Here is a 24097-nt window from a genome sequence, read left to right on the forward strand (position 1 = left end):
GTTGGCCACATCATTATATGACCAACCTAATTCTTTCATAAAATGCTGAAAAATCTTATTTAATTCTTGTTTTGCTTCTTGATATGTTTTTGGTTGCGTCGTTCTTGACGATTCTGAGGTTTCTTTCCCACTACATCACTCATAATTCTTTGTAATGTTTCAGATAAGTCAGCACTGGCAACACCGTTTAGAATAGATTCAAATGTAACTTTTGGTGAATCAAATAATTGTTCAATGTAATGTAAAGCTAAATCTAACTCTTCCTTTTCAGTTTTTGCTTTTTGGGCTTTTTCTTGCATGTCTAATGCGTCATATAACTTTTTGGAAGAAATAAAAGGTTGTATAATCTTTTCGTATTCTCCCTTTTCAGAATTATAGAGTTCAATGTAAGTACCTTTAATATTTGTCATTTAATTACTCCTTTATTGTTATATTATCTAGAAACACTTTGTGAACCAGTACTTGATGATGTAGACGAAAGTGATGAACCTACTGCTTTACTACTTTTACTATCTACTGTTCCAATAATTAATTCTTTAAATTTATCAAACTTATCTTCTCCAAAACATGAACCAAATACTCTTGATTTACCTTCAATCACTTTATCAACAAATGTTCCAGATAATTTAGTATTTTTAGGCTCTTTTTGTTTTGCTTCGGTTGTAGCAAACTCCGTATCATTCACACCTAATTTACCTTTAGGCAATCCTAAATAAGCTTTTTCTCCCACTAGATTTGAAGATACAGCTAATAATGATACATAAGGTGGATTAGTATCTTCTCCTGCCCAATGAATATTATGTTGGTCTTTAGTTCTTCCTAAAATAGTCATCATATCCTCATAAGGTGGATTGAATGTTTCAAATTCAACTTTCACATCTCCTGTCCCTTTTTTAGAAATCCATACAAATTTATTTGATGCTCTAACTCTTAATTCATCAGCGTCTAAACCTGCAATTTTCATGTTTACAGTTCCACCATGATCATCTTTCCATTCTAAAATTTCCTGTAAATCTCCATTGTTGTTATAAATTCCTACATAAACCTTTTCAAAGCCAATCAAAGTAGAACTAGTTTTAACTGTTTCTGTCATAATTAACACTCCTAATTAATATTTTTTGGTATTCCTTCATATCTTCTAGAATCAACAAACCTTTGAGTTTCAATAAAAAACTCATCAAGTCCTCCATCTAATTTGAATAAATAATGCTTAAATAATTCTTTAGTAATCTCATTAGCAACTAATTTAGTAATAGAATCCTCTTTACTTTCTACATCAATTTGAACAACAAAATTTTGATTAAAATAATTATTACTAGCAAATGAGCGTGGACTATATGGATCTAAACTATTAATTACTATAAATGGTAAATTTATTGATTCTTCATCGGTTTCTTCAACTTGATAAAAAAATATACGATTGCCAACATGTTCGTTAACAATCGCATTTGAGTTTAATACTTTTTCTATATATTCAAAAATATCACTAATCATTTTATATTACTCCTAAATCCATTTGAAACTGCATCTTTATAATTATTACGACTTAAAAGTAAAGCCCTTTGAATTGCTCCAAATCCTCTCGGCTTAATCTTAGAAGCCTTCTTTTTACCGTGTTTGGTATAACCATATTCATTTAAGTGAATTATTTTATATCTTTTATTTGGCCCGTCCCAATAAAGTGTAACTTTACTCTTATTATTAAATTTAATTGGTTTACTAATTTTAATTTCATTTATACTAGCACCAGTATCTTTAAATTTTCCAAACTCTTTAATTATTGCCGTCTTTACTACTTCAGCACCCTTTAATAAGCATTCAGTTTCAGTTTTGCTAATAAGATTTTGAATTTCTTGATGAACTTTATCTGTCACACCTTCAATTCCTTTGATTTTAACGCTCATTAGATCACCTGCTTACAAATTAATGTAACAAATCTTGAATCTTGAAAATCTTTTTGAATCAAACTTATATCATAAATTTTATCTTTAAATCTACCATTTAATATTTTTACTGCATGAGTTTTTTTAATTTCAAAGGTGTTTAATGGATCTCTTATAGTAATAGTTAAATCTGTTTCAGTATTATTTGCTTTAGCTTGTTGTATATCTTTAAGCCATACATTTTCAATTGAAGCCCAGCAGTTAAACAAAGTATCTTCACTGTATTCTTTTCCAGGTTTCCCACCAACTCTTGACAATGTATTTATAAATCCTATTCTTATTTTAAGTTTATTAAAATTTCTCATAGAATCACTTCGCAACTTCTTTATTTTGATTATTACTACTGCTGACTACTTCATAATTAATAAAATCTTGATGCTGATTCATAGCCAATTTAGTAATAATTGCATCTACTTTATAACCTCTAGTACCTAAACTATTTCTATCTTCATAAAAGTTGGAAACTAGCATTTTAACAGCTAGATTATATAAAGGATTAACAACCTTAGGAAATGGTACACCTGAAGTTGCTAATTCGGATTGAGCAGCATAAATTAAATCTTTAATCTCATTATCTTGATCGTCAAAATCAATAAGTAAGTATTTTTTCATTTCTTCAAGTGATACTGCTAGATTTTCGGTTATCACTACAACCACCTACTTATATAATATATTTTCTTTTATATAGTCTAATGTTTTTGCCTTACCAATAAATTTTTTACCATCACTAGTTATAAAATTAGGTCCACCAGTATGTTTTGCATATTTTGATAATAGCATTACGTCTAATTGACTATTATCAATATACTCGCACACTCCTCTATCAACTAAAAATTGAATTCTTTCTACTGTCCCTACATATAGGTCACCTTTACTTACCAAAGTTAAATTATTTGATTTGTCTTTAAAATCTTCACTACATAGAGCTATTATTTTTTCAGTCATTTAGATCACCTATTTAAAGAGCCTGTACTGTATTTTCTGGCTCATCTAAATCCACACCGTCTATTACCTTCAAAATAACAAATGCATTTTCATCAATAGGTTTACCGTCAACTATAGCATAACTCATATAGTCTGTTTTCCGTTCTTTAATATGGTCTTCAGTATAAATAGAAATATCTTCTTGTATATTTGCTACATAACCATCCTTTAAATTCCCAATTAAAATTTCACCATATTTGATACCTGCATCTTCTTTAACTTCAATTCCAAACAATCTATGAATTCCGTTATTAGTTGGATCAGCTATAAATAATGGTTTTCCACCACTCTCTGTAAGAGTAGCTAACGAAGTCCAAATTGTTCTCCTGCTAGCATAAATCTTTGTATTTTTAGAATAATTTGTCGGAATTTCACCTAAATATTGACATAATACGTTATAACTCAATACAGCATTGTCATAATATTTATTAGTATTTTTCAATATCGTTCTAATACCTAATGGTTCCGATTTTGAATTGGTTTGTGCTGTTTTAGGACCTTTGCCACGATAAACACCGTATGATAATGCTGCACCAATTCTTTTTCCTAATTCATTAATTATATAAGTTTCAAGTTCATTAATTGCCATGGTTTTAAGCTTCCACGATACAGTAATAGATTTAGCTAATTCATAACCCGATAACTCAACAGTTCCAAATTTTAATTCTTCAGATTCAACAACTGTACTTTCTTCATACCAAGTTGCATTTTTATTTTTTTCACCAGTAACTAACGTTAATATGCCTTTAACTTTAAACTTATTAACATCTGCCCATAAACTAGAAGTTTGTTCAGCTTTCTCCCAAATACCATCTGCTACTGATTTGGGAATTAAAACGCCCTTATTTTCAGTCGAATGTACAAAATCACTACGATACTGTTCATTTACTTTCGAAATTAAGTTTCTCTGTTCTTCTGTAACTTTTCTACCTGCGATATCATTTAACCATGCTGAACGATATTCAGGTGTTTCAATTGCTTGCTCCCAATTCATACTTCTCATGTCTATTTCTTTTTTATCGAAATTCTGACTAATGACATTGCCAATAGTTTCTCCTTTAGACATGCGCTCAATGATATTTTGTTTATCTTTAATTTGACGCTCTTCCGCTTCAATTTCATCTAATTCTGTAGAAATAGCGTTTAAGTCTGCGTTGTCATCTTGTTCAATTAACTTACGTAATTCTTGCTTTCTTTCTAAAATTTCCTTTAATCGTTTATTCATTAAAAACTCCTCCTAATCTCAATTTTAATAACAATTCTTTTTTACGCTTTTCGTCTGCCGACTTCTCCAAATCAATTTCTCTAGACCTCTCCAGCTCAAGAGCAGAACTTTTTCTAGCACTTATAGAAGTATTGTCATATGCTGGAAAATCAACTGCGGCAACATCAAACAATTTATCAATAGATCTTATTGTATAAGTATGTGTTTCAATATCATAATCTTCATCTTCTATAGTGAAAGCAAATGACATTCTATCGACATCACCACGTTTAATTAATTCATATAAATCACGACCTGCCGTCGTATTTGCTAATTCAGCCCTAATAAAAAGACCCTCACTATCTATATTAAGTGTGAGCGTCTTACTTCTAGTACGTGCCATTATCATTACATTATCTGAATGATTATATTTAAATGGTACATCCGATAAGTCTGCATGATTTAGAGCTTCAGGTTTAATAATCTCTTTGTACTCTAAACCATCAAATTTAAATAAAACAGTGGGTTCATTAAACCTTACTGCATACCCTTCAACTACCATTTTTTCTTTTTCATCTTCATTTCTTTTAGATATACTTACAGGCATACTTCTTATTTGCTTTTCTCTTTTAATAATTTCTTTTCTCTTAGTCCCCATTTTCATCAACTCCTTTATCATTATTTTTTTTACCTATTTGATATTCTTGTGCATCTGAGGCGACTATATAATTTAATGTTTGTACATAATCATTTCCGCCTTCGTCCATAGACGGGAGATTAAATATTTCTCTCATTTCATCTTTTTTAATAACTGCCATTGGTCCCATTGTCTTAATTAATTCAATTTTTGTTTTTATAGAAGCATATTGAATTCTATTTGGTTCAAACATAATTTCATTACCATGACCCATTTCACGTTCTGTAAATGATTTATAAGTAAATTCTTGAGACATTTGTATACTAATTGGTTCTAATACACTTTCATAAAATGCATTCCATTGATCCTCAGTATAATTTGATGAAACAATGTCCTCATTAGTACCAAAATAAGCTAGCATATCTTCTGAAAGAAATTTCATTTGGTTAGAATCAACCATTTTAGGGTCATTTTTCAATTCAATATAATCAGCCTTTTGGTCTAATGCTGCGATACCCGAAGAATCATTAATATTTAAATAGTCCTTAACAAAATTATTTCTATGGCTCTTTATATCTTCTGGCTTTAAAATTTGATTGTATTTTAATAAACCTCTTAAAAAAGCTGACTGTTTTGTTGCATTAATAATTGAATCATCTGCAGCCTGAATAACATTTAATCCATTTATTATACATTTGTTAGATTCACCATAAATATCGTTATTATTAAAATAACGTCTTAGATGAATAACATCATCATAAGACGCTGATAGCTTATTACCATTGGGAAAATAGAATCTAATAAATAAATCTTCCTTATATTCAATTAATTCTGTGTATCTTGAATTTATTGGATGATATCCTTTTATGTTACCTCTTTCATCTCTTTCGATATAAACAAAGGCATTATTTTTTAATAATAATTGAGTAATAATTTTATACAAAAAATCAAATGCACTCATAAAATAATTAGGTCGTATATTAAGCAAATATTCAAAGTTTGTACTTTGAACTTCAAGTTTCCCATCTTTCTTCCTAATGTGTTTTGCACGTAACTTAGCACCATTAGTAGCTATAGTGTGTACAGCTTTGCGTACTATTTTTGTATCATATGGATTTTCTACATAGTTAAATGTAGGTGTATAGTTATTCATCATTTTAAAAATGCTTTGTTCTCTCGCATCTGCTAATGGATCTAAGAATAGTTTATTCCAAAAAGCCTTTGCTCTATTAAACATATAATCACCTCCAGTTATGCACCTATCAAATTAATATAATCATCCATTTTTTCATTTAAAATTACATAAGCGTTAAGCATACAAGCTAATCCGTCTATACGTCTTCTTTTATTACTTTTATCTGGCTGGATATTTCCATTTTTATCTATATCAACAATAGTGTTAGATAAACACCATTTTGTTACTGGATTGTTATTATAATTAATGTGTTTTTTCTTTAAATCTGCACCTAAATTTTCCATTGGTCCTGATAAAGTTTTTTTACCTTGATATACTTTAATCATTGATTCGCTTCCATGTTTATCTTTCATACTCTCAACATAATATTCAGCAGACCAAGCATCGTAACCATGCCATGGTATATAAATATCAAATTCGTCACGCAATTCATCAAACCATTCTTCAACAAACTTATAATGAACCTTATTGCCAGGTGTTGTCCTTACATATCCTAATTCTATCCATTTGTCATAAGGTACTTTATCTTCATTTACTTTATCTTCTACTAGATCTTCTGGTATCCAATACATATGTTTGAAATAAACATTTTTGTCATTTGGAAGCATAAAAGCAATACACGCTGCTGTTAAATCAATACTGCTTGATAAGTCACTACCGCCAATAGCATAGGAAGGATTCAATTCACTTAATTCAAATTTATTAGTATTATTTAAATCTTCAAAAGATAGCCATGCTTCATTTGCATTTGACCGAATATTAAAATCTTTTGTTAGTAGGTTTGCTCTTAATAAAGCATTCTTCTTAGCTCTATTTACTTTAGTTTTGATAGCATCTATTTTCTTTATTGAACCTAATCCTGGATTGGCTTTTAGCCAACAACTTTCATCTATCCATTCTTCTCGTGAATCTAATTCATATATCAAAGGTAAAAATCGTTCATTTTTATATCCTTCATCTTCCCATAACCCATTGATTATATTTTCTGATTCTTCATATTTTATATCATACACAGAGTTTCTTATTGTTCCCGCAGTAGTTATTGCTAGAATTAAAGGATTATCACGTGCAGATATTCCGTCAAAAACCACATCGTACATTTGCATTGTTTTCCAAGCATGCACTTCATCCATAATAGCACCATGTACATTTAACCCATCTGTAGTATCACTATCTCGACCAAGGGGAATTAATTGTCCATCATTAAAAGGTGTTAATATCTCAGCTACTTTAGTTACGAAATCGAGTTTTAATAACGGCGATTTATTCACCATCTTTTTAGCATCGTTCCATACTATTTTTGCTTGATCTTTTTTGGTAGCCACTGTGTATACTTCTGGGCCACCTTCACCATCAGCACCGAGCAAATATAACGCTATTCCACTAGATATAGTTGACTTACCATTTTTACGAGCCACCACCCAAAAGATTTCTTGATATTTTCTTTCTTTAGTTTTTTTATTAATGAAACCAAAAATAGTTGCTATTCCTGCTTTTTGCCATAATTCTAATTCAATTGGTGTTCCAGCATACTTTCCCTTTATATGTTTACAAAATGATTCTATAAATTCTATTGGGTGTAATGCATGTTCAGGAGAATATATCCATTGACTTTCAGTATCATGAATATTTTCCACAATTTTTTTATAAACCTTATATATTTTTAATGACACAATTACTTTTTTATTTTTAATTTGGTTAAAATATTCAATTATTGGATTGTATTGAATTGGATAACTTTTAAAGTAGTAATCTTCAACTTTATTAACCACTTCTATCACGTCTTTTCGCAAAAGCTTCTATAACTGAATTATTTTGAACTTCATCGTGGTCTTCATCTAAATATTTTAAATGTGATGTTAATTCTTTAATGATTGATTGATAGTTTTTATTCATTGAATTATAAAGTCTTGCTACTGGTCTTTCTCTCTCATATGGTGTTTGTGTTTCTGATTGACTAAACATTTCTACAAATCCATCTTTGTGAATATCAAGTTCCATATCTTCTAATGAAATCCTCATAAAAGCAGCTCTATTTATTAATCCATCTACAATAATCATCTTATCTTTTGGTATGTCTTTATAAACCTTTTTAAGTTTAGACAACTCTTTCTTTATTCTTTTTTGTTTAATTAAATCCATGTTATCTTCGCCTATTTTAACCATCAAATCACAACCTATATTTGAGTGTATTTATAAAATTAAATGGGGAGGGGGGTCATACGTGAAACAATCCGTTAAATGTACCTCCTCCTAAGCCGGTCCCCCAAAGTGGCCCGGCAATGTTTAACCCGGGGGGACCCTTTCAATTAAATTTCCATATTCATCAAACATCATTTCTTTCCTCACATTACCAACAAAAAAACCGTCTTTCGAAAGACGGTTTTTCCCTTTTTCAGGATGTACTTTATTGTGACATTCTAAACAAAGAGATTCTAAATTATCTAATTTTAACGCTTTAGTAAAATCTTTAGTAATAGGAATAATGTGATGTACAATTACTGCAGGATTAGGTCTAACCTTGCTTAATCTAACACATCTTCTACATAAATAGTTATCTCTATCTAATGCTATTTCTCTAATATTTAACCAAGCTTTCTTACGGTAGAACCAATCAAATTGTTGTTGCTTTCTTTTACTCATAAGTTATCCTCAAAATTGTTTCTTATACATATGTATACTGTGTAAGACATATATTTAATTAAAATATTTCGGATGGCCTAACTTACTTTGAATATTTTCATCTGCTTTAACTTTATATTCTTCATTAACTTCATCTAATTTAGCCATAACAGTTATTTCATCTCGATGATTGTGTTTCAACGACATATTATTAATTGAAATATAAATAGTATCTTTATATGGATTATCATATAGATCATAATATTCAAATGTAAATTGAAGCATTGGTTCTCTTATTTCTCGCGGATCAGAATGATATAATCTATAATTAAAGATACGCATATCAAAAAGATTGAAAGGAAATTCAATATAACCATTATTATTAATAAATCTATATTTTTTCTCTGAATATTTTTCTTTCATTCGGACTCTGAAAGAATATCCCTTATCACCATTTTCATCTAACTCCACTGAAATTGTTGCTTCATTATTATCATCATTTACTTTACCTAATTTAAAATCATGATTTAAAGGATAATATGAATCACCGTTCACTTGATTCAAAAAATTTAATCCGTCTATATGTTTGCATGTAATCGTAACGTTTTTGGCTACGCCGTTACCTATATTTCTAAACCTTAATATCGATTTATGAAAATAATCATTATTAAAGTCATTGTTTAAATTGTCATTATATAAATTTGAATCAGGATATATCCAGTTCTTATCAATATATTTCTTTTTATAACCTTTAAATTGGTAATATATTTCAAGAGGATCGAATATGAAGACTGGTTGATTATTTTTTGCGTCTTCTTCTAGTTTTTCCTTATGTATATTAGACTGGTACTCTCTAGTTTTATAAAATACAATTAAAACACCCAACATGCTTATCAAAGCACTTATTATTGATCCCATTTCGTTTATATCTCTCCTTTTAAACTTTTAATCTATATTAATAAAAAGATTTTTATCTATCTCTAAATTTATTTTACATTTGGCTCTTTCTAAGTGTTTTTGTATTGTTCCTCTTTTTACTCCTAATAAATTAGCAACTTCACTATAACTTAATCCTTCACATTTAACCATTATAAAACATTCTAATTCAATAGGAGTTAATTTCATCAAAGCATAACTAATTGGATTATTTATATCTTCAATAATATTTTTATATTCTTCATTAGAAATTTTTTTATACATAGATTCATCACAAGCTTTTGCTAAAACTTGTTGATCTACTAAATAACATTGTGATCTATCAATAGCTTTATAAATCCCAGGTTGATGTCCATATTTTAACCATTCTATTGTATAATCTAAATCTTTTAAAATATCTTTATAGACTAATAAATCATCCATTCTAAAAGAATCTTTATTTTCTAAATCTTTAATTTTATTTAATACATTTAACCTAGTCTTTCTATATTCTATTAATAAATCTTTCATGATGATTACACTCCTGATGTTTGTATTTATATTTCTTGCCCTTAAATCCAACTTACTGACGTAAAATTATCTTTTGATAGCTTAATACCAATACTCTTATAATATTTTAATTTTAAGTAATATCTTTAAAAAGTTAAGTATTGGGTATTACTTAAATAAACGGAGGTGAACAAAATGAATAAAGAAAATGTAATTAAACATTTAGAGAGTGATTATGAAAAGAATATTTTCTCGGAAGTTATAACTAATGATCATTCTTATTTATCTAAGGGCTATCAAATTAAAGACGAAGATACAATAATGCTTTTATTAATCGATGACAGTGAAGTAGAAGTGAAATTTAAGAGTATATCAATTATTCTAAGTAGTAAAAAACATCCAGGTTATTTAAATGATTAATATGATATGAATTTAAATTATAAACCAACTGAAGTCATATATTTTGTTCTTTGTGAAAAACTACTAGTATTTTTAATTGGTGATAATACAATTCTAGTAGTTTAATAAATAACATAATTCTATAAATCACTTTGTTTTACAAAAGTACCGTTTATAGTTTTTCCTTTTCTATTTTTGATTTCACTATAGGCGTTTTGTAGTCACTCTTCTAAGTTCCAACCAAATTGCTGAACTAAAAAAATTAAAGTAACTACAATATCGCCTATACCCTTAAAGCTTCTTTATTTCCAGATAATAATGCTGCAACAACTTCATCAGTCTCTTCATAAGACTATATCGTTTACAATTAAAATGATTTATTTCAACTTGGCTTCCTCAGTTATTTCTTTTGCCATTTCAACTTTAAATAATGTGTTTTCTTCTACTTCTTCACATTGAAGCCAACCAAATTTATCAAATTTTATCCTTTCAGCATTTTTACCGTAAAATGTTTCATTCTTTATATTGTTTTTCCATGCCCATTAATCAATTCAATAAAGCTCAGTTTCATAACTGTTTTAATTTTAACCATAATTAATTATACTCCTTCTTCTCAGAGGATTTATTTATACTACTTTCTGATAAATAACTATTTAGAGTTGGTTCACCTGATTTTATTAGTAAAAATTTTTTAATTAATATCTCTGTCTCTTAGTTCTTTATTTTGTTGTTTAAAAATTTTTTTAATTTTACGGTTAATATCATATTTATCAGTTTTTATATCTATGATTTCAATTAATATTATTCCAATAATCATAGGAATAATATACTCTTCATAACTATAGATAAAAGCTAATGTGACACTTGCTGATAAAGAAATACACATAACTAGACCTAACATAATTCTAATCAACTTGTTCAATATAAATGGTACTAAATAATAAGTTATGCACATAACAATAAATAAAATTGGAATTAATAAATTATTCATATATTTCATTCTCCTAAATTCAATTTTTTAACTATTCCCTAAAAATGGCTTTAAAGTAAATTCAAGAAGGTTTTGTAATATTTACTTGCTCTAACTTTTTGAGGATACATCTTTAGATGGAGCTTTTTCTTTTTAATTTCTATTAATTTTTGTAGTTTGTAGGCTTCTCTACATCTTCTATTTTCATCAGCTAGTTGTCTTACTAAAAGCATTTCTTTAAATTCTTCGCTACTCATTTTTTTCGGTTGATGAACTATATAAAACTTTGGCCAACCTTTTTTTAATCTACTAATTATAGTTGCTTCTGTAATATTTAACTCATTCATTTTTGCTAATTCATCATCAGTAAACTTTATTTTCATGTTATTGTATGTAAGAATTTTTCTAATTTCAGTCAAAATGATTAATCCCACTTTTTATTAAGTTTATCCTTGAATGCTGCTACTTCCTTATTAAAATTTTCATCATTTTCAATAATGTTGCTTTTTAAAATATTAGGCTTTTTGTATTGTCTATTTTCAAGCCATTCTGGTGTTAACTCTTTTTTTTGAAATTGATTTGATGTATTTCTATTTTTTCGCATTTCTTTTAGTTGTAATTCAAAAAATTTTACCTGATCAATAGAATTTAAGTTAGTTTGTAACCATGTATTTAAAATCCCTTTTGTATATCCCCAACTAACCTTATTTCTATCTTTAGCCAGTTTTAATGCTGCAATGACTATTTCATCTGAATCATTTTCAAAAGAGTCTAAGTAATAATTAATATCTTCAGCTGTATATTGAGTGATAAAACCAAATCCATTATTTTGAAAGAAGTCGAAGGCACTATGATTTTTTTCCTTCTTCTCATTCTTTACATTCTTATAATTCTTCTCTTTCTTTACATTCTTAGTTGTGTTCTGTTCGTTGTCTCTCACATGTTCATGCTGATGTTCAGTTTCTTGTTTATTTTGTTGTTCATTTTCGTGTTTTTTTACTTCATTATTTCCTTGATAAACATCATAGTTATGCACTTCAATAGTTGTTCCGTTACCTGTCTTTTTTGTAGTAATCATATTGTCATTTTGAAGTAACTTTAAAAATTTTCTTACAGTGTTTCTTGATACATTCCAACGTTCAGATAATTTCACTTCAGAAGTATGAAAAGAGCCTCTTTTTATCATTTGTATCTTTCCGCCAACAAATACTTTTTTATCTGTATGATTTGTTAAAAGAAGTATTTCCATCCACCATTTAAAACGTTTAGAATCTTCCCATATCCAATGCTCCATAATTTGACGATGTAGTTTTATCCACCCGGTCATAAATACTCCTCACTTTCTTATTCATTAGTTTAAAATGGAAATATATCATCATTTGATTGGGTATTTTGATTTACGTTAACAAAAGGATTATTGTTAGAAGTATCTTTATTTTTAGTTTCTAAAAATTCTATTTTATCGGCCACAACTTCCGTCACATATATTTTTTTATCATCAGATGTTTTATAATTTCGTGTTTGAATTCGTCCTCTTATGGAGACTTTACTCCCCTTTGATAGATAATTAGTTACATGTTCTGCTTGATTACGAAAAGCAATACAATTAATAAAATCCGCTTCATATTCACCTTTAGAATTCGTATAATCCCTATTCACTGCTATATTTAAATAAGCAACAGCAATACCATTTGGTGTGTGCTTTAATTCAGGATTACGTGTTAAACGTCCAATTAATACAGTTACATTCATTTATAATCAACTCCTATGCTCCCTTACTAATTAAGACTTGGCCACGCATCACAGAAATAATATGATTCTTAAGTCTCTCGTGACTTTCGGGATATATTTCAAAAATTTGTAGTAATTTATTATTCGTCATATATCTATTATGGTAATGTAAAAAATTAATTATAATTTCATTTCTTGAGGTCTTTTCAATTTCTAATAAACATGTTTGACTTGTTTCTTTAAATTCACTAAAAAGAGCATAATATAAATCAAACATTTTTTGCTTAGATTCATTTTTCATTGTAGTTATCCTCCAAAGTTGTTATAATTCACATGTAAATATTTTTCTATTTATTCTGATTGCTAATTGCCGTTAGCAGTCAGTTTTTTTATTTCTTGAAAGAAATATTTGTCAAGGTATATGAATGTTACCATTGCTAATAATGCTGCACTACCAATTGCAGTTGTAAAATAAAATCCTAATATTTGTAATGCTATAGACATTGTTATAAAAACTAAATTCGCAATAACAAATGATAAAAATATTTTGTCCATATAAACTCACCTCCTTATATGTCACTTTCTTTAACCATTAAATTATTCTCAATAAAATCAATCGCTTTAGTTATCTTGATATATCTTTTGTTTCCTTTACCGAAGCGGTACATACAATTTGCCTGAAACTCTTTATTAGGTGCTATCTTCTTTTCAAAATCATCTTTAGATATCCCACTAATTTGTACAAATTTTCCGACATCTGCAAAGCCAATGTATTCCATACGCGCATAACTCCCTTCATGTATAATTATAGTTATCGCTACTGCGATAGTAGGTGGTGGAAAATATGAGTAAGATTACTAAAAATGAATTAAATCAATTATTTAAAGAACGTAATACACTTATTAAACAAAAATTTAATGAATATCACGCTAATAGAAAAGATAATTCTCAAAACACAATGATTAATATCTATCTTAAGTCACTAGTTGAATCACAAGATGAAATGTTTATTCAGTTACTAGAAAAATTAGATATGTTAGAAAAATAACGAGCAATTTCTAGCATTTCTTTCATTTATTGATTCGACTAATTTTTCAATATTAATATCTGAATTAAATTTTGTATTTCTTTTAGCATTCCTAATCTCTTCCACCAAGATGACGATTAAGAGTGCTATTTTTAATATTTTAATTCTTTCCATTACGCACCTCTTAAATCACTAAAATGAATTACTTTATTATTCTCATTTTTTAATTTCACTTGTTCTTGCATTAGCTTTTTTACACATTCATTCAATTCATCTCTATCTTTAAATTTTTCTAATAATGATTTGTCATTTAATAACTGTTTGATCATGCATGTTCCTCCTCTAAATATTTATGAACCTAATCGATTAATTACAGTTTGATATGCGTCTAAAACTTGCGGATAAAGATATAAAACTCGTGTACCTAAACGCCTTGTAACTTCTACGATTTCAGGCTCACAAACAATTTTATTTTGTAGAGTTGACTTACTTAGCCCTGTAATTGTTACTAGATCTTTAATATCAATTGAAGCGTATTGACGTTTGTAATTTTCTAAAATACTTTCCACCTTTGACTGCACTAACTCATTAATAAAATCATCTTTAATTTCGATTGCAATATTGCTCATAAGTTCTTCCTCCGTAATTAAAATTTGCTATTGTTCAGTTTTCCGAACATTTTGATTAAAAAAATATAATCCCACTTTATTAGGTGAAATTTCAAGTAGTTCGCAAATTCTTTTGATTTCCCATTGAGTGAATGAATTTTTCCCTTTCAATTTATGATTTATTGAAGTCCGTGATATCGGAATAGCGTTAGCTAATGAGCTTTGACTATGTCTATATTCTGACATTCTTTCACAAAGCAAACTATAATCAAATGTATAACTCATCTAAATCACCTCCTTACTCGTTCGGTTTTCCGTACATTTTTATTAAAGCATTGTAGTTTAAAATAGTCAACATATATTTTTCATTTTTTTGTACAAAATTTGTTGAATATAATTGTAAGTTCTCTAATTTAATAGTATTATACTTAAAGGAGGTGTTCAGAAATATGAACTGTTTTAAAAACAGATTACGCGAAGCTATTGATTCTAAAAAATATTCGCAATCTGAATTATCAAGGTTGACAGGTATTGGACGTAATTCAATTAGTGATTATTTAAATGGAAAATACGAAGCTAAACAAGATAAAATTTATATTTTAGCGAAAGTACTTGATGTAAGTGAAGCTTGGCTTTTAGGCTATGATGTTAACCCTGAACGCCTCAGTGATGACGATAAAAGATTAAGTCATAATGGAGAAATTATTGCAGCACATATTGATGATGATGTAACAGATGAAGAAATGAAACAGATAATAAATTTTATAAACTTTATAAAAGATAATAAAAGCGATAAATAAAAAGAGACGCTAATTTATTACTAATACCTATTGATTAGTATAATTGTGTCTCTTTTTTATTATATATATTTTTAGCATATAGTTTACTTTTCTAGCGATTAGTGATGATAAACATAAAAATTTAAAATTTCAATTTTATAAAAATAAACTGAAAAGGAAGTGATCTACTATGCATAATTGCAAGGAGATGATAAATAAAATTGAAGTAAAATATATAGACTGCCCCGAAAAATTAAATGGCTTTATATGTGGTAATAATTTATATATAAGTAAATCTATTATTCCTGATTTAACAGTAAATGAAAAAGTAGTTTCGTATAGTACTCGACAGATAAATAAACTTAACTCTCTAGCCATCAGTTCTGTAAGTGAATTTATTCCTCTTGATCAACTCATCGAAGCTATTAAAAATCCTCAATTAAATTCATACTCAAAATTAGCAATCTACTTTAATACTACTTCAATTTATATTAAACAAACTCTAACTTTTTACAAAATCAAATATCCTAATTTAAATCTAATTAATGCTATTGATAATTAGCTTATTTTCAACTTAAGACATACACATCTAGGGAGTGGTAAAATGGCATCATTTGAAAAAAGAGGAAATAAATGGCGTTTTAAAGTACATTTTAAAGACCATAATGGAGATAAAAAATATATAACTAAATCTGGTTATAGAACGAAGACTGAAGCCAAAAAAGCAGCTATTGAAATTGAAAGTAAGTTAAATAAGGGTTATAAAGAAGAAAAAAGCTACACTTTAACTTCATGGCTTGAATACTATCTAAATACTTGGCGTAAAAATAAAATTAGTGATAGTAGTTTTGAAATTGAACAATTTTCAAAAAAAAGAATATTAGATTTCTATAATGATATTAATATTAAAGATATTACACCATCTATGCACCAAAGTTTTATCAATCATTTAATAGAAAAAGGTTATAGTAAATCTACTTTATCTAAAACTCACAATTTGCTAAAGCGTAGCCTTGAAAGAGCTAAGTATGATAGATTAATATACTTCAATCCTTGCGAAGGAATTACACTGAATCATAAAGATTTAAAAATTAAGGATAAAGCAAAATACTTACCTAAAGATAAAGTTAAGCCTTTTTTAGCAATGGTTAAAAAAAGAGATGTATATCAATATTTTTTATTTAGAACTTTAATAGAAACAGGTATGCGTATTGGTGAAGCTAGTGCATTATGTTGGAAAGATTATGATAGAAAATTAAAAACAATTTCAATCACAAAATCTTATAATCAAAAAAGAAATAAATTCGGCCCTACTAAAAATAAGGAAAACAGAATTATATTTATATCAAATGAATTAGCTAATGAATTATTTAAGCTTAAAACATTACAAAATGGTAATAAGATAGCTAATTCAGACTTCTATAATAATTCCTATGATTACATATTTTGCAATGAATTTGGTGAGCCGCTTCCACGTTCAACTACACATAATACTATGATGTATGTCACTAAAAAATTACTTGGTAAAGGAAATGAATTAAGTATTCACAAACTAAGACACACACACGCTACCTTACTTCTAGAAAGCAATGTACCTATGAAAGTAATTCAAGAACGTTTAGGTCATAAATCTGAAGCTATTACTAGTGAAGTTTATAGTCACGTTACTAAAAAAATGAATGATAATGCTAAAGAAAACTTTGAGAAGTATATTAAGAATGTATTTTAAAATTAGTTGCCCAATAGTTGCCCATTCAAGTAAAATTTAGAATCATTTTATATATAAGTTGCCCACTTTTATATAAAAAAGAAGCTAAGGCAAAATGCCTTAACTCCTTACCCCTATTAGGTTTCCCCTGAAATTGTTTAGCGCTTAGTATTGCTTAATATACTGTTCTCTTTCCCATTCGGATACTTGAGTTCTATAGTAATCCCATTCAATCGATTTTGAGTTAATAAATTGATTGTAAATATGATTACCTAAAGCGTTTTTAATTGATTTATTTTCACGCATTGCTTTTAACGCAGTGTATAAAGTTGAAGGTAAGTCTTGGATACCAACTGCTTCTCGTTCTTCACGATTCATTTCGTAGATATTTTGGTTTACTGGTTCTGGAACCTCAAGTTTATTCTCAATGCCATCTAATCCTGCTTCTAAAATTGCTGCTAATGCCATGTATGGGTTAGCTGCAGGATCAACTGAACGTACTTCAATACGAGTTGATAGACCTCTAGATGTTGGAACACGTACTAAAGGAGAACGGTTTTTACCACTCCATGCAATATAACATGGTGCCTCGTAACCTGGTACAAGACGTTTATATGAGTTGACGATTGGATTACATACTGCAGTGAATCCTCTAGCGTTTTTAAGGACACCAGCTGTAAATTGATAAGCAGTATCAGTCAATTGTAAATCACCTTCAGGATCAAAGAACGCATTCTCTTTTCCTTTAAATAGTGATACGTTGAAGTGCATACCACTTCCATTTACACCAAATAATGGTTTTGGCATAAATGTAGCATGTAAATTATGCTTACGTGCAATTGTTTTAACAACTAGTTTAAATGTTTGGATATTATCACATGCTGTAACAGCGTCTGCATATTTAAAGTCAATTTCATGTTGACCTGGCGCTACTTCATGGTGGCTTGCTTCAATATCAAAGCCCATATCTTCTAATTCTAATACGATGTCACGGCGACAATTTTCACCTAAATCTGTAGGAGCTAAATCGAAATAACCACCATCATCGTTTAATTCTAATGTAGGTTCGCCTTTTTCGTCTAATTTAAATAAGAAAAATTCTGGTTCAGGCCCTAGATTAAAATCAGTAAAGCCCATGTTTTCCATTCTTCTTAATACACGCTTCAAGTTAGCTCGTGGATCACCTTCAAATGGTGTACCATCTGTTTTAAATACATCACAGATTAGTCGTGCAACTTTTCCTTGTCCAGCAGTCCAAGGGAAAATAACCCAAGTATCTAAATCAGGATGTAAGTACATATCTGATTCTTCGATACGAACGAAACCTTCAATAGATGAACCATCAAACATCATTTCATTATCTAATACTTTTTCTAATTGACTTACTGGAACTTCAACATTTTTAATAGTTCCTAAAATATCAGTGAATTGTAATCTTAAATATCTTACGTTTTCTTCTTCAGCAAATTTACGAATATCATCTTTTGTAAAACTACGTTTTGGCATGGTATAAATCCTCCAATTTCATTTAATAAATCGTGATAAATCACCGCGATTTATTGGTAATGTTTCACTACGTGGTTTCTGCGTTGCGTCAACAATCATTCTCTTTCTTGTCTCTTGTTCATCAGTAGTTAAATGCCCTTGCTCATCGAATATAATTTGTTTAATACCTCTAATATTAAATCCCTTTTCGATAAGAGACTTTATTTCTAACAACCTCTCTAAATCGTTCATAGAAAACAATCTCTTATTTCCATCTGTTCTTTCGGGCATCACAAGTTCATGTGTTTCATAGTAACGAATTTGTCTTGGTGATAAATCTGTCAATTTACTAACCACACTCATAGAGAAAACGGCCATGTTTCGTCTGATTGAATCATTAGACATTCCTTGAACCTCTCCTCTACTTTTGAACTTGTTATTAATTTAGCATAGTTTTACTTTAATTACAAAAGTATGTAAGGTTTTCTGACATAAACCCTCTAAACCTTATTATATCAATGTTTATTTATTAGTAATTAATTAAAATTAGAAATGAAAATAGCTTATAACACAAAAAATTTAAAAATTTTCTGACATTTTATAATATTTGAAATAAAAAGAGATTGCTTTTCAAAGTATAACTAAGCTTAATAACTTTTATCTTAGGCGTAACAACTCTAAGAATAAGGCTAGAACATCGTCCATTCTCTTTATATCTATTACTTTTGGGGAGTCGAAAATCTTATCGAAAACAAACTCCTTATAACATCGTTATCATTTATATGATCTTTCTTTGATGATTTAATGAATCATACGGGAATGCTTTTATGCTATATCCTTATATTGAGCCTAATCTTTTATACTTTGATCTCAATCTCTTAAAAATTATAGTAAATTGTTATCTTGCATATCTTGCACCGCACGCGTAACAGCTAATTTGACATGTTCATAAGTTAAACCACCTTGAACATATGCTTCATAAGGCGGGCGTATAGGTCCGTCTGCAGATAATTCAATAGATGAGCCCTGAATAAATGTACCTGCAGCCATGATGACATCATCTTCGTATCCAGGCATATAGCTAGGTTCTGGACTAAAATGTGCGTTAATTGGTGAAGCGTGTTGTATACTTTGACAAAATGAAATCATTTGCTCTTTCGTTTCAAATTGAACCGTTTGAATTAAGTCTGTACGATAAACATTATATTTAGGGGAGGTCTTCATGTTTAGTTTTTCTAATAACAAACTAGTAAACAGTGCACCTTTTAAACTTTGGCTAACCACATGTGGTGCTAGAAAGAATCCTTGATACATTTCTTGTAGAGAATTAAGTGAGGCACCTGCTTCCTTACCAATGCCTGGTGCTGTTAAACGATAACCACAGCGTTCAATTAAATCTTGTCTACCAGCAATATATCCTCCAATTTTAGCTAAACCTCCACCTGGATTTTTAATTAATGATCCGGCGATTAAATCAGCACCTACTTCAATTGGTTCTTTTTCTTCTACAAATTCCCCATAACAATTATCAACAAAAATAATGATATTGGGATAAACCTCTTTAATTGATTTTATTGCTTGTTCAATTTCATTTATTGTAATTGATGGACGTTGATCATATCCTTTTGATCGCTGAATTGCTACAACTTTTGTATTGTCATTAATTTCAGTGATGACTTTAGGAATATCAATTCGACCGTCACGTAATTCGACTTCATTATAGCGAACACCATATTCTTTAAGACTTTCAACACCATTGCCATTTATGCCAATGACTTCAAGAAGTGTATCATATGGACTACCTGTAATATAAAGTAGTTCATCATTGTTTTTTAACGTACTTTGTAAGGCTAAAGTAATAGCGTGGGTACCTGATATAATTTGAGGTCTAACAAGTGCGTCATCTGCTTTAAATGTGTACGCATAAATTTCTTCTAAATGGTCTCTCCCAAAATCATCATATCCATAACCCGTAGACCCGTGTAAATCACTTTCGCTAGCTTTAACATGGTGAAAAGCATTTAAGACCTTTTCTTGATTAAATAATGCACGCTTTTCAATTTTCTTAAAGTAAGGAATAAGTGTGTTTTCAACTTCTTCAACTAAATTGCTAAAATCTTGCATAATCTGTCTTCCTTTTTATAATTTTTTAAATCCTTTGATACGATAAGATGCTTGCGTTTCGTCAAATATTAATTCAGTAACAAGCGTATGTTGTTTAAGAAAATATAATCTATCTGCATCAGCACTGTCTACAATTTCTTCGTATGGGCTGAGACTATTTTTTATTTCTTGAATTACTAAATTTTTTACCTTTTCTTTATCATTTTCATCACGACTAGATACAAAAACATGCGCAGATTTAGATACAGGTACATCCATCTGTTCGTTACATAAGTCTTTTTTATTAAAAATAACTACTTGTGGAATATGATCCATTTCTAAATCATTAATGATTTGATTTACAGTGTCAATTTGAGTACGGTATTCCGAATGACTTGCATCGACGACATGCATAAGTATGTCTGCACCTTTAGCTTCTTCTAGTGTAGATTTAAACGCAGCCACCAAAGTCGTTGGTAATTTTTGAATAAATCCTACCGTATCAGAAATAATTAAATTAAATCCTTCATTCACTTGTATTTGTCGTGTTTTGGGATCTAATGTTGCAAACAAAATATTTTTTTCATAGGTCTCCTCATTAGCTAAAACATTAAACCATGACGATTTACCCGCATTTGTATAACCAACTAAAGCGATTTGAAAAACTTGATTTTGCTCACGTTTATTTCTATATCTTTCCCGATGATCCACGACCGTTTTTAATTGATGTTTAATCTCATTCATACGTGTTCTAATATGGCGACGATCCATTTCTAACTTTGTTTCACCTGGACCTCTTGTTCCTATGCCACCACCAAGACGAGATAGACTTTTACCATGACCTTGTAGTCTTGGTAACAAATAGTCGAGTTGTGCAAGTTCAACTTGTAGCTTTCCCTCTCTACTTCTCGCTCGCAACGCGAATATCTCTAAAATTAATTGGGTTCTATCGATGATTTTAATGCCCAAATTATCATTTAACGTTTTAGACTGTGCCGTCGTTAATTCATCATTGGTTACGACAACATCTATATCATGGAATTCTATGAAAGATTTTATTTCATCAATTTTTCCTTTTCCAACATAATATTTATGGTCAAATTGCTCTCTATTTTGAGTGATTTGTCCTTTAACATTAAGTTGGCAAGTTTGTGATAAAGCATCAAGCTCTTCCATAGTAGATTCAAAATTAAATTGACGATCCGTTTGAGCATGTACACCGATTAATACAGCAGTTTCTCGATTATTTTTTGTTTCATAGGTCGCATGCTGTGTCACGTTATACATCTCCTTTTAAAAGTTACTCAAGACATTTTATCATAGAGTGTGAACAAAGACTAACTACACAAATTGTGTTAAATTAGATGTATATCGAAAGGGTGATAAAATGGAAAGTATTTATGATTTCGTTGTAGAAAAAAACAATGGTGAAAGTTATAAATTAGAGCAGTATAAGGGTGACGTTATGCTTATTGTCAACACTGCTAGCGAATGTGGTTTTACACCTCAATTCGAGGGTTTACAGAAGTTATATGATGAGTATAAGGATCAAGGATTTATTATTTTAGGATTTCCATGTAACCAATTTGGTGGTCAAGAACCAGGCTCGGGGGAAGAAGCTGCTCAAAATTGCAAAATTAACTATGGTGTGACTTTCCCTATTCATGAAAAAGTTGATGTTAAAGGTGATAATCAACATCCATTATTCCGATTTTTAACAGACGCTGCTAAAGGTATGATAAACGAAAAAATCAAATGGAACTTCACTAAATTCTTAATTGACCGTGAAGGTAATGTGATTAAACGTTTTTCCCCTCAAAAGAAACCGGAACAAATAAAGTCTGAAATTGAAAAATTACTATCTTAAATTTTAAAAAGAAAATGCTTCATCTAATGTTTTTGAACTGAATTAATAAATTCAATATTTACATTAGATGAAGCATTTTTTATTACAAACATTCCTTGGTTTGTGTTAAAGTGCTACGTTTAAAACATGTGCTTCAATATTTAATAACATTCTTAAATAAGTCAAAATATGACTTCTATTGAGTTGATGCATTATGAATGCACTTTGATTACAACTTTTTATTCTTCACTATTCACTTCAGTTGCTTCAGACGATTCATTGTCTACAGTGAAAGTGCTGATCGCATGTTTGTAAATCAGATGTTGCTTACCTTGAGAATTTAAACTTACAACATATTTGTCATAATTTTCAACGACACCTTTCATTTGAAAGCCGTTTAAAAAGAAAATTGTGACTTCAGTTTTTTCCGATTTAAAGTTCTCTAGTGCTTGGTCTTGGATGTTTTCGTTTGCAATCATGGTTAGAACTCCTTTTATTTATTTGGGTTGTAATCTCATCTAACATCATTTGAAGTGACATCCTTTCTTTATTTAACCAATGAACATTCATTTTATTTTTAAACCAAGTCAACTGTCTTTTAGCATATTGTCGAGAATGCTGTTTTAGTTTCTCTACAGCACTTTCCATGCTTATATTTCCCTTTATAACGGGTACAAGCTCTTTATACCCGATGGCTTGCATACTTTGACTCGCTTCAAAACCTTGTTCAACGAGATGTTTCACTTCATTAAATAATCCGTGGCCCAACATAATATCAACACGTTTATTTATTCTTAAATATAATGTTTCACGCGACATTTCAATCCCTATTAATAATGTATCATAATTTTCAGTAAATTGTTGCACTTTCTTGCGAGAACTTAAAAGTTTTTTTGTTTTCAAATAATATTCTATTGCTCGCAACACTCTTTTTCTGTTATTAGGATGTATATCCTTGGCTGATTCTTTGTCGAATGAAGCTAAATATTCGTGAAGCTTATTATTATTAAGCTGCTCAAGTTCTGTTAACTTTAATTTAACTTGCTTCATTTTATCATCAGATATGGATTCATCTTCAAAAGCATAGTTATATAAGAGAGATTGTATATATAGTCCTGTTCCTCCTGCTATAATAGGCACCTTGCCTCTTCCAGTAATATCTTTAATATATTTTTCTGCCCTTTTTTTAAATTCATATGCAGAAAAAGAAGCATCCGGGGGCAAGATATCTATCATATAATGTGGTATACCTTCCATTTCTTCAGTTGTAACTTTTGCTGTACCAATATCCATTCCTTGGTAGACCTGCATTGAATCTCCGCTAATAATTTCTCCGTTAAATTTTTTAGCAACTTCAATACTTAACTCAGTTTTACCTGAAGCCGTTGGACCTACAATAACGATTAAAAAAGGCTTTGTCATTTCAGTCAT

38 protein-coding genes and 1 pseudogene are annotated in these 24097 nt (G+C 29.3%); 6 read left to right on the top strand and 33 right to left on the bottom strand.

Going from position 1 to position 24097, the window contains the following annotated elements:
* Positions 1 to 59: 59 nt before the first annotated feature.
* The 15 genes from gpG to NST35_RS07390 form a co-directional block, all read right to left on the bottom strand.
* Entirely contained in the window at positions 60 to 410 is a 351-nt protein-coding gene (gene gpG, locus NST35_RS07320) for a phage tail assembly chaperone G (RefSeq protein WP_002458429.1), read from the bottom strand.
* A 23-nt stretch (positions 411 to 433) separates the two neighbouring features.
* Entirely contained in the window at positions 434 to 1093 is a 660-nt protein-coding gene (locus NST35_RS07325) for a major tail protein (RefSeq protein ID WP_002458430.1), read from the bottom strand.
* 11 nt (positions 1094 to 1104) lie between these two features.
* Positions 1105 to 1494 (bottom strand): hypothetical protein, encoded by a 390-nt coding sequence (locus tag NST35_RS07330; RefSeq protein ID WP_002484779.1) that lies wholly within the window; start codon positions 1492 to 1494, stop codon positions 1105 to 1107.
* Positions 1491 to 1904: a hypothetical protein gene (locus tag NST35_RS07335; protein ID WP_002484776.1), complete on the bottom strand. Its 414-nt coding sequence runs from the start codon at positions 1902 to 1904 to the stop codon at positions 1491 to 1493. Before NST35_RS07335 ends, NST35_RS07330 begins: the two co-directional genes overlap by 4 nt.
* A complete protein-coding gene (locus NST35_RS07340; protein WP_002458432.1) occupies positions 1904 to 2200 on the bottom strand; it encodes a phage head closure protein in 297 nt (98 codons plus the stop codon). The genes NST35_RS07335 and NST35_RS07340 overlap by 1 nt, the downstream gene beginning before the upstream one ends.
* 52 nt (positions 2201 to 2252) lie before the next feature.
* Positions 2253 to 2591, bottom strand: coding sequence for a head-tail connector protein (locus NST35_RS07345; protein ID WP_002458433.1), 339 nt, complete (start codon positions 2589 to 2591; stop codon positions 2253 to 2255).
* A gap of 9 nt (positions 2592 to 2600) precedes the next feature.
* Positions 2601 to 2888 carry a hypothetical protein gene (locus tag NST35_RS07350; protein WP_002458434.1) on the bottom strand — a complete coding sequence of 96 codons (288 nt, stop codon included), beginning with the start codon at positions 2886 to 2888 and terminating at the stop codon, positions 2601 to 2603.
* 13 nt (positions 2889 to 2901) lie between these two features.
* On the bottom strand, positions 2902 to 4152 hold the full coding sequence (locus NST35_RS07355; RefSeq protein WP_002458435.1) for a phage major capsid protein: 1251 nt from the start codon (positions 4150 to 4152) through the stop codon (positions 2902 to 2904).
* Positions 4145 to 4789 (bottom strand): HK97 family phage prohead protease, encoded by a 645-nt coding sequence (locus tag NST35_RS07360; RefSeq protein ID WP_002484782.1) that lies wholly within the window; start codon positions 4787 to 4789, stop codon positions 4145 to 4147. The genes NST35_RS07355 and NST35_RS07360 overlap by 8 nt, the downstream gene beginning before the upstream one ends.
* A complete protein-coding gene (locus NST35_RS07365; RefSeq protein WP_002458436.1) occupies positions 4779 to 6005 on the bottom strand; it encodes a phage portal protein in 1227 nt (408 codons plus the stop codon). The genes NST35_RS07360 and NST35_RS07365 overlap by 11 nt, the downstream gene beginning before the upstream one ends.
* A gap of 14 nt (positions 6006 to 6019) precedes the next feature.
* Positions 6020 to 7735 (bottom strand): terminase large subunit, encoded by a 1716-nt coding sequence (locus NST35_RS07370; protein ID WP_002458437.1) that lies wholly within the window; start codon positions 7733 to 7735, stop codon positions 6020 to 6022.
* Positions 7728 to 8129 (bottom strand): hypothetical protein, encoded by a 402-nt coding sequence (locus NST35_RS07375; protein ID WP_002458438.1) that lies wholly within the window; start codon positions 8127 to 8129, stop codon positions 7728 to 7730. Before NST35_RS07375 ends, NST35_RS07370 begins: the two co-directional genes overlap by 8 nt.
* A 120-nt stretch (positions 8130 to 8249) precedes the next feature.
* On the bottom strand, positions 8250 to 8606 hold the full coding sequence (locus NST35_RS07380) for an HNH endonuclease (protein ID WP_002458439.1): 357 nt from the start codon (positions 8604 to 8606) through the stop codon (positions 8250 to 8252).
* 54 nt (positions 8607 to 8660) lie between these two features.
* Entirely contained in the window at positions 8661 to 9503 is an 843-nt protein-coding gene (locus NST35_RS07385) for a hypothetical protein (protein ID WP_002458440.1), read from the bottom strand.
* 27 nt (positions 9504 to 9530) lie between these two features.
* Positions 9531 to 10031, bottom strand: coding sequence for a sigma factor-like helix-turn-helix DNA-binding protein (locus NST35_RS07390; protein WP_002484781.1), 501 nt, complete (start codon positions 10029 to 10031; stop codon positions 9531 to 9533).
* A 174-nt stretch (positions 10032 to 10205) separates the two neighbouring features.
* On the opposite strand from NST35_RS07390, the gene NST35_RS07395 reads away from it, so the two are divergent.
* Positions 10206 to 10430, top strand: coding sequence for a hypothetical protein (locus NST35_RS07395; protein WP_002457319.1), 225 nt, complete (start codon positions 10206 to 10208; stop codon positions 10428 to 10430).
* A 119-nt stretch (positions 10431 to 10549) separates the two neighbouring features.
* Here the strand turns inward: NST35_RS07395 and NST35_RS07400 are convergent.
* The 8 genes and pseudogenes from NST35_RS07400 to NST35_RS07435 all read right to left on the bottom strand — a co-directional run.
* A pseudogene (locus NST35_RS07400) lies at positions 10550 to 10758 on the bottom strand (MazG-like family protein); the annotation flags it as partial.
* A gap of 342 nt (positions 10759 to 11100) precedes the next feature.
* Entirely contained in the window at positions 11101 to 11400 is a 300-nt protein-coding gene (locus tag NST35_RS07405; RefSeq protein ID WP_002457320.1) for a hypothetical protein, read from the bottom strand.
* Positions 11401 to 11450: 50 nt separating this feature from the next.
* Entirely contained in the window at positions 11451 to 11798 is a 348-nt protein-coding gene (locus NST35_RS07410) for an SA1788 family PVL leukocidin-associated protein (RefSeq protein ID WP_002504544.1), read from the bottom strand.
* Positions 11799 to 11803: 5 nt separating this feature from the next.
* Positions 11804 to 12706: a DnaD domain protein gene (locus NST35_RS07415; RefSeq protein ID WP_002457322.1), complete on the bottom strand. Its 903-nt coding sequence runs from the start codon at positions 12704 to 12706 to the stop codon at positions 11804 to 11806.
* A 29-nt stretch (positions 12707 to 12735) separates the two neighbouring features.
* On the bottom strand, positions 12736 to 13131 hold the full coding sequence (locus NST35_RS07420) for a single-stranded DNA-binding protein (RefSeq protein WP_002457323.1): 396 nt from the start codon (positions 13129 to 13131) through the stop codon (positions 12736 to 12738).
* A 13-nt stretch (positions 13132 to 13144) separates the two neighbouring features.
* Positions 13145 to 13411 carry a hypothetical protein gene (locus NST35_RS07425; RefSeq protein ID WP_002457324.1) on the bottom strand — a complete coding sequence of 89 codons (267 nt, stop codon included), beginning with the start codon at positions 13409 to 13411 and terminating at the stop codon, positions 13145 to 13147.
* A 62-nt stretch (positions 13412 to 13473) separates the two neighbouring features.
* A complete protein-coding gene (locus NST35_RS07430; protein WP_002457325.1) occupies positions 13474 to 13665 on the bottom strand; it encodes a DUF1270 family protein in 192 nt (63 codons plus the stop codon).
* 14 nt (positions 13666 to 13679) lie between these two features.
* Positions 13680 to 13889 carry a hypothetical protein gene (locus NST35_RS07435; protein ID WP_002457326.1) on the bottom strand — a complete coding sequence of 70 codons (210 nt, stop codon included), beginning with the start codon at positions 13887 to 13889 and terminating at the stop codon, positions 13680 to 13682.
* A 65-nt stretch (positions 13890 to 13954) separates the two neighbouring features.
* On the opposite strand from NST35_RS07435, the gene NST35_RS07440 reads away from it, so the two are divergent.
* Positions 13955 to 14158, top strand: coding sequence for a hypothetical protein (locus tag NST35_RS07440; RefSeq protein WP_002457327.1), 204 nt, complete (start codon positions 13955 to 13957; stop codon positions 14156 to 14158).
* Here the strand turns inward: NST35_RS07440 and NST35_RS07445 are convergent.
* The 4 genes from NST35_RS07445 to NST35_RS07460 are packed head-to-tail and all read right to left on the bottom strand — an operon-like array spanning position 14147 to position 15030.
* Positions 14147 to 14311 carry a hypothetical protein gene (locus tag NST35_RS07445; protein WP_002457328.1) on the bottom strand — a complete coding sequence of 55 codons (165 nt, stop codon included), beginning with the start codon at positions 14309 to 14311 and terminating at the stop codon, positions 14147 to 14149. The two genes, NST35_RS07440 and NST35_RS07445, sit on opposite strands and share 12 nt — an antisense overlap.
* The gene (locus NST35_RS07450; protein ID WP_002457329.1) at positions 14311 to 14466 is read right to left on the bottom strand and encodes a hypothetical protein; all 156 of its coding nucleotides are present in this window, start codon (positions 14464 to 14466) and stop codon (positions 14311 to 14313) included. Before NST35_RS07450 ends, NST35_RS07445 begins: the two co-directional genes overlap by 1 nt.
* Before the next feature lie 21 nt (positions 14467 to 14487).
* Positions 14488 to 14766 carry a hypothetical protein gene (locus tag NST35_RS07455; protein WP_002457330.1) on the bottom strand — a complete coding sequence of 93 codons (279 nt, stop codon included), beginning with the start codon at positions 14764 to 14766 and terminating at the stop codon, positions 14488 to 14490.
* 27 nt (positions 14767 to 14793) lie between these two features.
* Positions 14794 to 15030, bottom strand: a complete 237-nt coding sequence (locus NST35_RS07460; protein WP_002457331.1) for a helix-turn-helix domain-containing protein — start codon at positions 15028 to 15030, stop codon at positions 14794 to 14796.
* Between the two features lie 164 nt (positions 15031 to 15194).
* On the opposite strand from NST35_RS07460, the gene NST35_RS07465 reads away from it, so the two are divergent.
* The 3 genes from NST35_RS07465 to NST35_RS07475 all read left to right on the top strand — a co-directional run bounded on the left by NST35_RS07465 (position 15195) and on the right by NST35_RS07475 (position 17253).
* The gene (locus tag NST35_RS07465; protein WP_002457332.1) at positions 15195 to 15545 is read left to right on the top strand and encodes a helix-turn-helix domain-containing protein; all 351 of its coding nucleotides are present in this window, start codon (positions 15195 to 15197) and stop codon (positions 15543 to 15545) included.
* A gap of 169 nt (positions 15546 to 15714) precedes the next feature.
* Positions 15715 to 16086 (top strand): hypothetical protein, encoded by a 372-nt coding sequence (locus tag NST35_RS07470; RefSeq protein ID WP_002457333.1) that lies wholly within the window; start codon positions 15715 to 15717, stop codon positions 16084 to 16086.
* Between the two features lie 42 nt (positions 16087 to 16128).
* Positions 16129 to 17253, top strand: a complete 1125-nt coding sequence (locus NST35_RS07475; RefSeq protein WP_002457334.1) for a site-specific integrase — start codon at positions 16129 to 16131, stop codon at positions 17251 to 17253.
* Between the two features lie 144 nt (positions 17254 to 17397).
* Here NST35_RS07475 and glnA read toward each other — a convergent pair whose 3' ends face one another.
* From glnA to hflX, 4 genes are all read right to left on the bottom strand, one after another.
* Positions 17398 to 18738, bottom strand: coding sequence for a type I glutamate--ammonia ligase (glnA, locus tag NST35_RS07480; protein WP_002457335.1), 1341 nt, complete (start codon positions 18736 to 18738; stop codon positions 17398 to 17400).
* An 18-nt stretch (positions 18739 to 18756) separates the two neighbouring features.
* Entirely contained in the window at positions 18757 to 19122 is a 366-nt protein-coding gene (locus NST35_RS07485) for a MerR family transcriptional regulator (RefSeq protein WP_001829488.1), read from the bottom strand.
* A gap of 480 nt (positions 19123 to 19602) precedes the next feature.
* The gene (locus NST35_RS07490) at positions 19603 to 20841 is read right to left on the bottom strand and encodes a methionine gamma-lyase family protein (RefSeq protein ID WP_002457336.1); all 1239 of its coding nucleotides are present in this window, start codon (positions 20839 to 20841) and stop codon (positions 19603 to 19605) included.
* A 15-nt stretch (positions 20842 to 20856) separates the two neighbouring features.
* Entirely contained in the window at positions 20857 to 22098 is a 1242-nt protein-coding gene (gene hflX / locus NST35_RS07495) for a GTPase HflX (RefSeq protein WP_002457337.1), read from the bottom strand.
* Between the two features lie 109 nt (positions 22099 to 22207).
* On the opposite strand from hflX, the gene NST35_RS07500 reads away from it, so the two are divergent.
* A complete protein-coding gene (locus NST35_RS07500; protein ID WP_002446329.1) occupies positions 22208 to 22687 on the top strand; it encodes a glutathione peroxidase in 480 nt (159 codons plus the stop codon).
* A gap of 218 nt (positions 22688 to 22905) precedes the next feature.
* Here the strand turns inward: NST35_RS07500 and hfq are convergent, their stop codons facing one another.
* Positions 22906 to 23145, bottom strand: a complete 240-nt coding sequence (gene hfq / locus NST35_RS07505; RefSeq protein ID WP_001829517.1) for an RNA chaperone Hfq — start codon at positions 23143 to 23145, stop codon at positions 22906 to 22908.
* Positions 23099 to 24097, bottom strand: a complete 999-nt coding sequence (gene miaA, locus NST35_RS07510; RefSeq protein ID WP_002457338.1) for a tRNA (adenosine(37)-N6)-dimethylallyltransferase MiaA — start codon at positions 24095 to 24097, stop codon at positions 23099 to 23101. The genes hfq and miaA overlap by 47 nt, the downstream gene beginning before the upstream one ends.

The organism is Staphylococcus sp. FSL W8-0304, assembly GCF_038006565.1.
Classification (GTDB): domain Bacteria; phylum Bacillota; class Bacilli; order Staphylococcales; family Staphylococcaceae; genus Staphylococcus; species Staphylococcus epidermidis.

Bases quoted from the DNA above. Each gene is read 5' to 3' on its own strand.
- NST35_RS07450 (WP_002457329.1), bottom strand. From the start codon at position 14,466: ATGATCAAACAGTTATTAAATGACAAATCATTATTAGAAAAATTTAAA.
- NST35_RS07470 (WP_002457333.1), top strand. From the start codon at position 15,715: ATGCATAATTGCAAGGAGATGATAAATAAAATTGAAGTAAAATATATA.
- NST35_RS07415 (WP_002457322.1), bottom strand. From the start codon at position 12,706: ATGACCGGGTGGATAAAACTACATCGTCAAATTATGGAGCATTGGATA.
- NST35_RS07375 (WP_002458438.1), bottom strand. From the start codon at position 8,129: ATGGTTAAAATAGGCGAAGATAACATGGATTTAATTAAACAAAAAAGA.
- NST35_RS07460 (WP_002457331.1), bottom strand. From the start codon at position 15,030: ATGAGTTATACATTTGATTATAGTTTGCTTTGTGAAAGAATGTCAGAA.
- NST35_RS07445 (WP_002457328.1), bottom strand. From the start codon at position 14,311: ATGGAAAGAATTAAAATATTAAAAATAGCACTCTTAATCGTCATCTTG.
- NST35_RS07365 (WP_002458436.1), bottom strand. From the start codon at position 6,005: ATGTTTAATAGAGCAAAGGCTTTTTGGAATAAACTATTCTTAGATCCA.
- NST35_RS07420 (WP_002457323.1), bottom strand. From the start codon at position 13,131: ATGAATGTAACTGTATTAATTGGACGTTTAACACGTAATCCTGAATTA.
- NST35_RS07440 (WP_002457327.1), top strand. From the start codon at position 13,955: ATGAGTAAGATTACTAAAAATGAATTAAATCAATTATTTAAAGAACGT.
- hfq (WP_001829517.1), bottom strand. From the start codon at position 23,145: ATGATTGCAAACGAAAACATCCAAGACCAAGCACTAGAGAACTTTAAA.
- NST35_RS07425 (WP_002457324.1), bottom strand. From the start codon at position 13,411: ATGAAAAATGAATCTAAGCAAAAAATGTTTGATTTATATTATGCTCTT.
- NST35_RS07405 (WP_002457320.1), bottom strand. From the start codon at position 11,400: ATGAATAATTTATTAATTCCAATTTTATTTATTGTTATGTGCATAACT.
- NST35_RS07385 (WP_002458440.1), bottom strand. From the start codon at position 9,503: ATGGGATCAATAATAAGTGCTTTGATAAGCATGTTGGGTGTTTTAATT.
- NST35_RS07500 (WP_002446329.1), top strand. From the start codon at position 22,208: ATGGAAAGTATTTATGATTTCGTTGTAGAAAAAAACAATGGTGAAAGT.
- glnA (WP_002457335.1), bottom strand. From the start codon at position 18,738: ATGCCAAAACGTAGTTTTACAAAAGATGATATTCGTAAATTTGCTGAA.
- NST35_RS07390 (WP_002484781.1), bottom strand. From the start codon at position 10,031: ATGAAAGATTTATTAATAGAATATAGAAAGACTAGGTTAAATGTATTA.
- NST35_RS07455 (WP_002457330.1), bottom strand. From the start codon at position 14,766: ATGAGCAATATTGCAATCGAAATTAAAGATGATTTTATTAATGAGTTA.
- NST35_RS07325 (WP_002458430.1), bottom strand. From the start codon at position 1,093: ATGACAGAAACAGTTAAAACTAGTTCTACTTTGATTGGCTTTGAAAAG.
- NST35_RS07335 (WP_002484776.1), bottom strand. From the start codon at position 1,904: ATGAGCGTTAAAATCAAAGGAATTGAAGGTGTGACAGATAAAGTTCAT.
- NST35_RS07330 (WP_002484779.1), bottom strand. From the start codon at position 1,494: ATGATTAGTGATATTTTTGAATATATAGAAAAAGTATTAAACTCAAAT.
- NST35_RS07490 (WP_002457336.1), bottom strand. From the start codon at position 20,841: ATGCAAGATTTTAGCAATTTAGTTGAAGAAGTTGAAAACACACTTATT.
- gpG (WP_002458429.1), bottom strand. From the start codon at position 410: ATGACAAATATTAAAGGTACTTACATTGAACTCTATAATTCTGAAAAG.
- NST35_RS07465 (WP_002457332.1), top strand. From the start codon at position 15,195: ATGAACTGTTTTAAAAACAGATTACGCGAAGCTATTGATTCTAAAAAA.
- NST35_RS07475 (WP_002457334.1), top strand. From the start codon at position 16,129: ATGGCATCATTTGAAAAAAGAGGAAATAAATGGCGTTTTAAAGTACAT.
- NST35_RS07350 (WP_002458434.1), bottom strand. From the start codon at position 2,888: ATGACTGAAAAAATAATAGCTCTATGTAGTGAAGATTTTAAAGACAAA.
- NST35_RS07435 (WP_002457326.1), bottom strand. From the start codon at position 13,889: ATGGAATACATTGGCTTTGCAGATGTCGGAAAATTTGTACAAATTAGT.
- NST35_RS07485 (WP_001829488.1), bottom strand. From the start codon at position 19,122: ATGTCTAATGATTCAATCAGACGAAACATGGCCGTTTTCTCTATGAGT.
- NST35_RS07380 (WP_002458439.1), bottom strand. From the start codon at position 8,606: ATGAGTAAAAGAAAGCAACAACAATTTGATTGGTTCTACCGTAAGAAA.
- NST35_RS07430 (WP_002457325.1), bottom strand. From the start codon at position 13,665: ATGGACAAAATATTTTTATCATTTGTTATTGCGAATTTAGTTTTTATA.
- NST35_RS07360 (WP_002484782.1), bottom strand. From the start codon at position 4,789: ATGGGGACTAAGAGAAAAGAAATTATTAAAAGAGAAAAGCAAATAAGA.
- NST35_RS07395 (WP_002457319.1), top strand. From the start codon at position 10,206: ATGAATAAAGAAAATGTAATTAAACATTTAGAGAGTGATTATGAAAAG.
- NST35_RS07355 (WP_002458435.1), bottom strand. From the start codon at position 4,152: ATGAATAAACGATTAAAGGAAATTTTAGAAAGAAAGCAAGAATTACGT.
- miaA (WP_002457338.1), bottom strand. From the start codon at position 24,097: ATGACTGAAATGACAAAGCCTTTTTTAATCGTTATTGTAGGTCCAACG.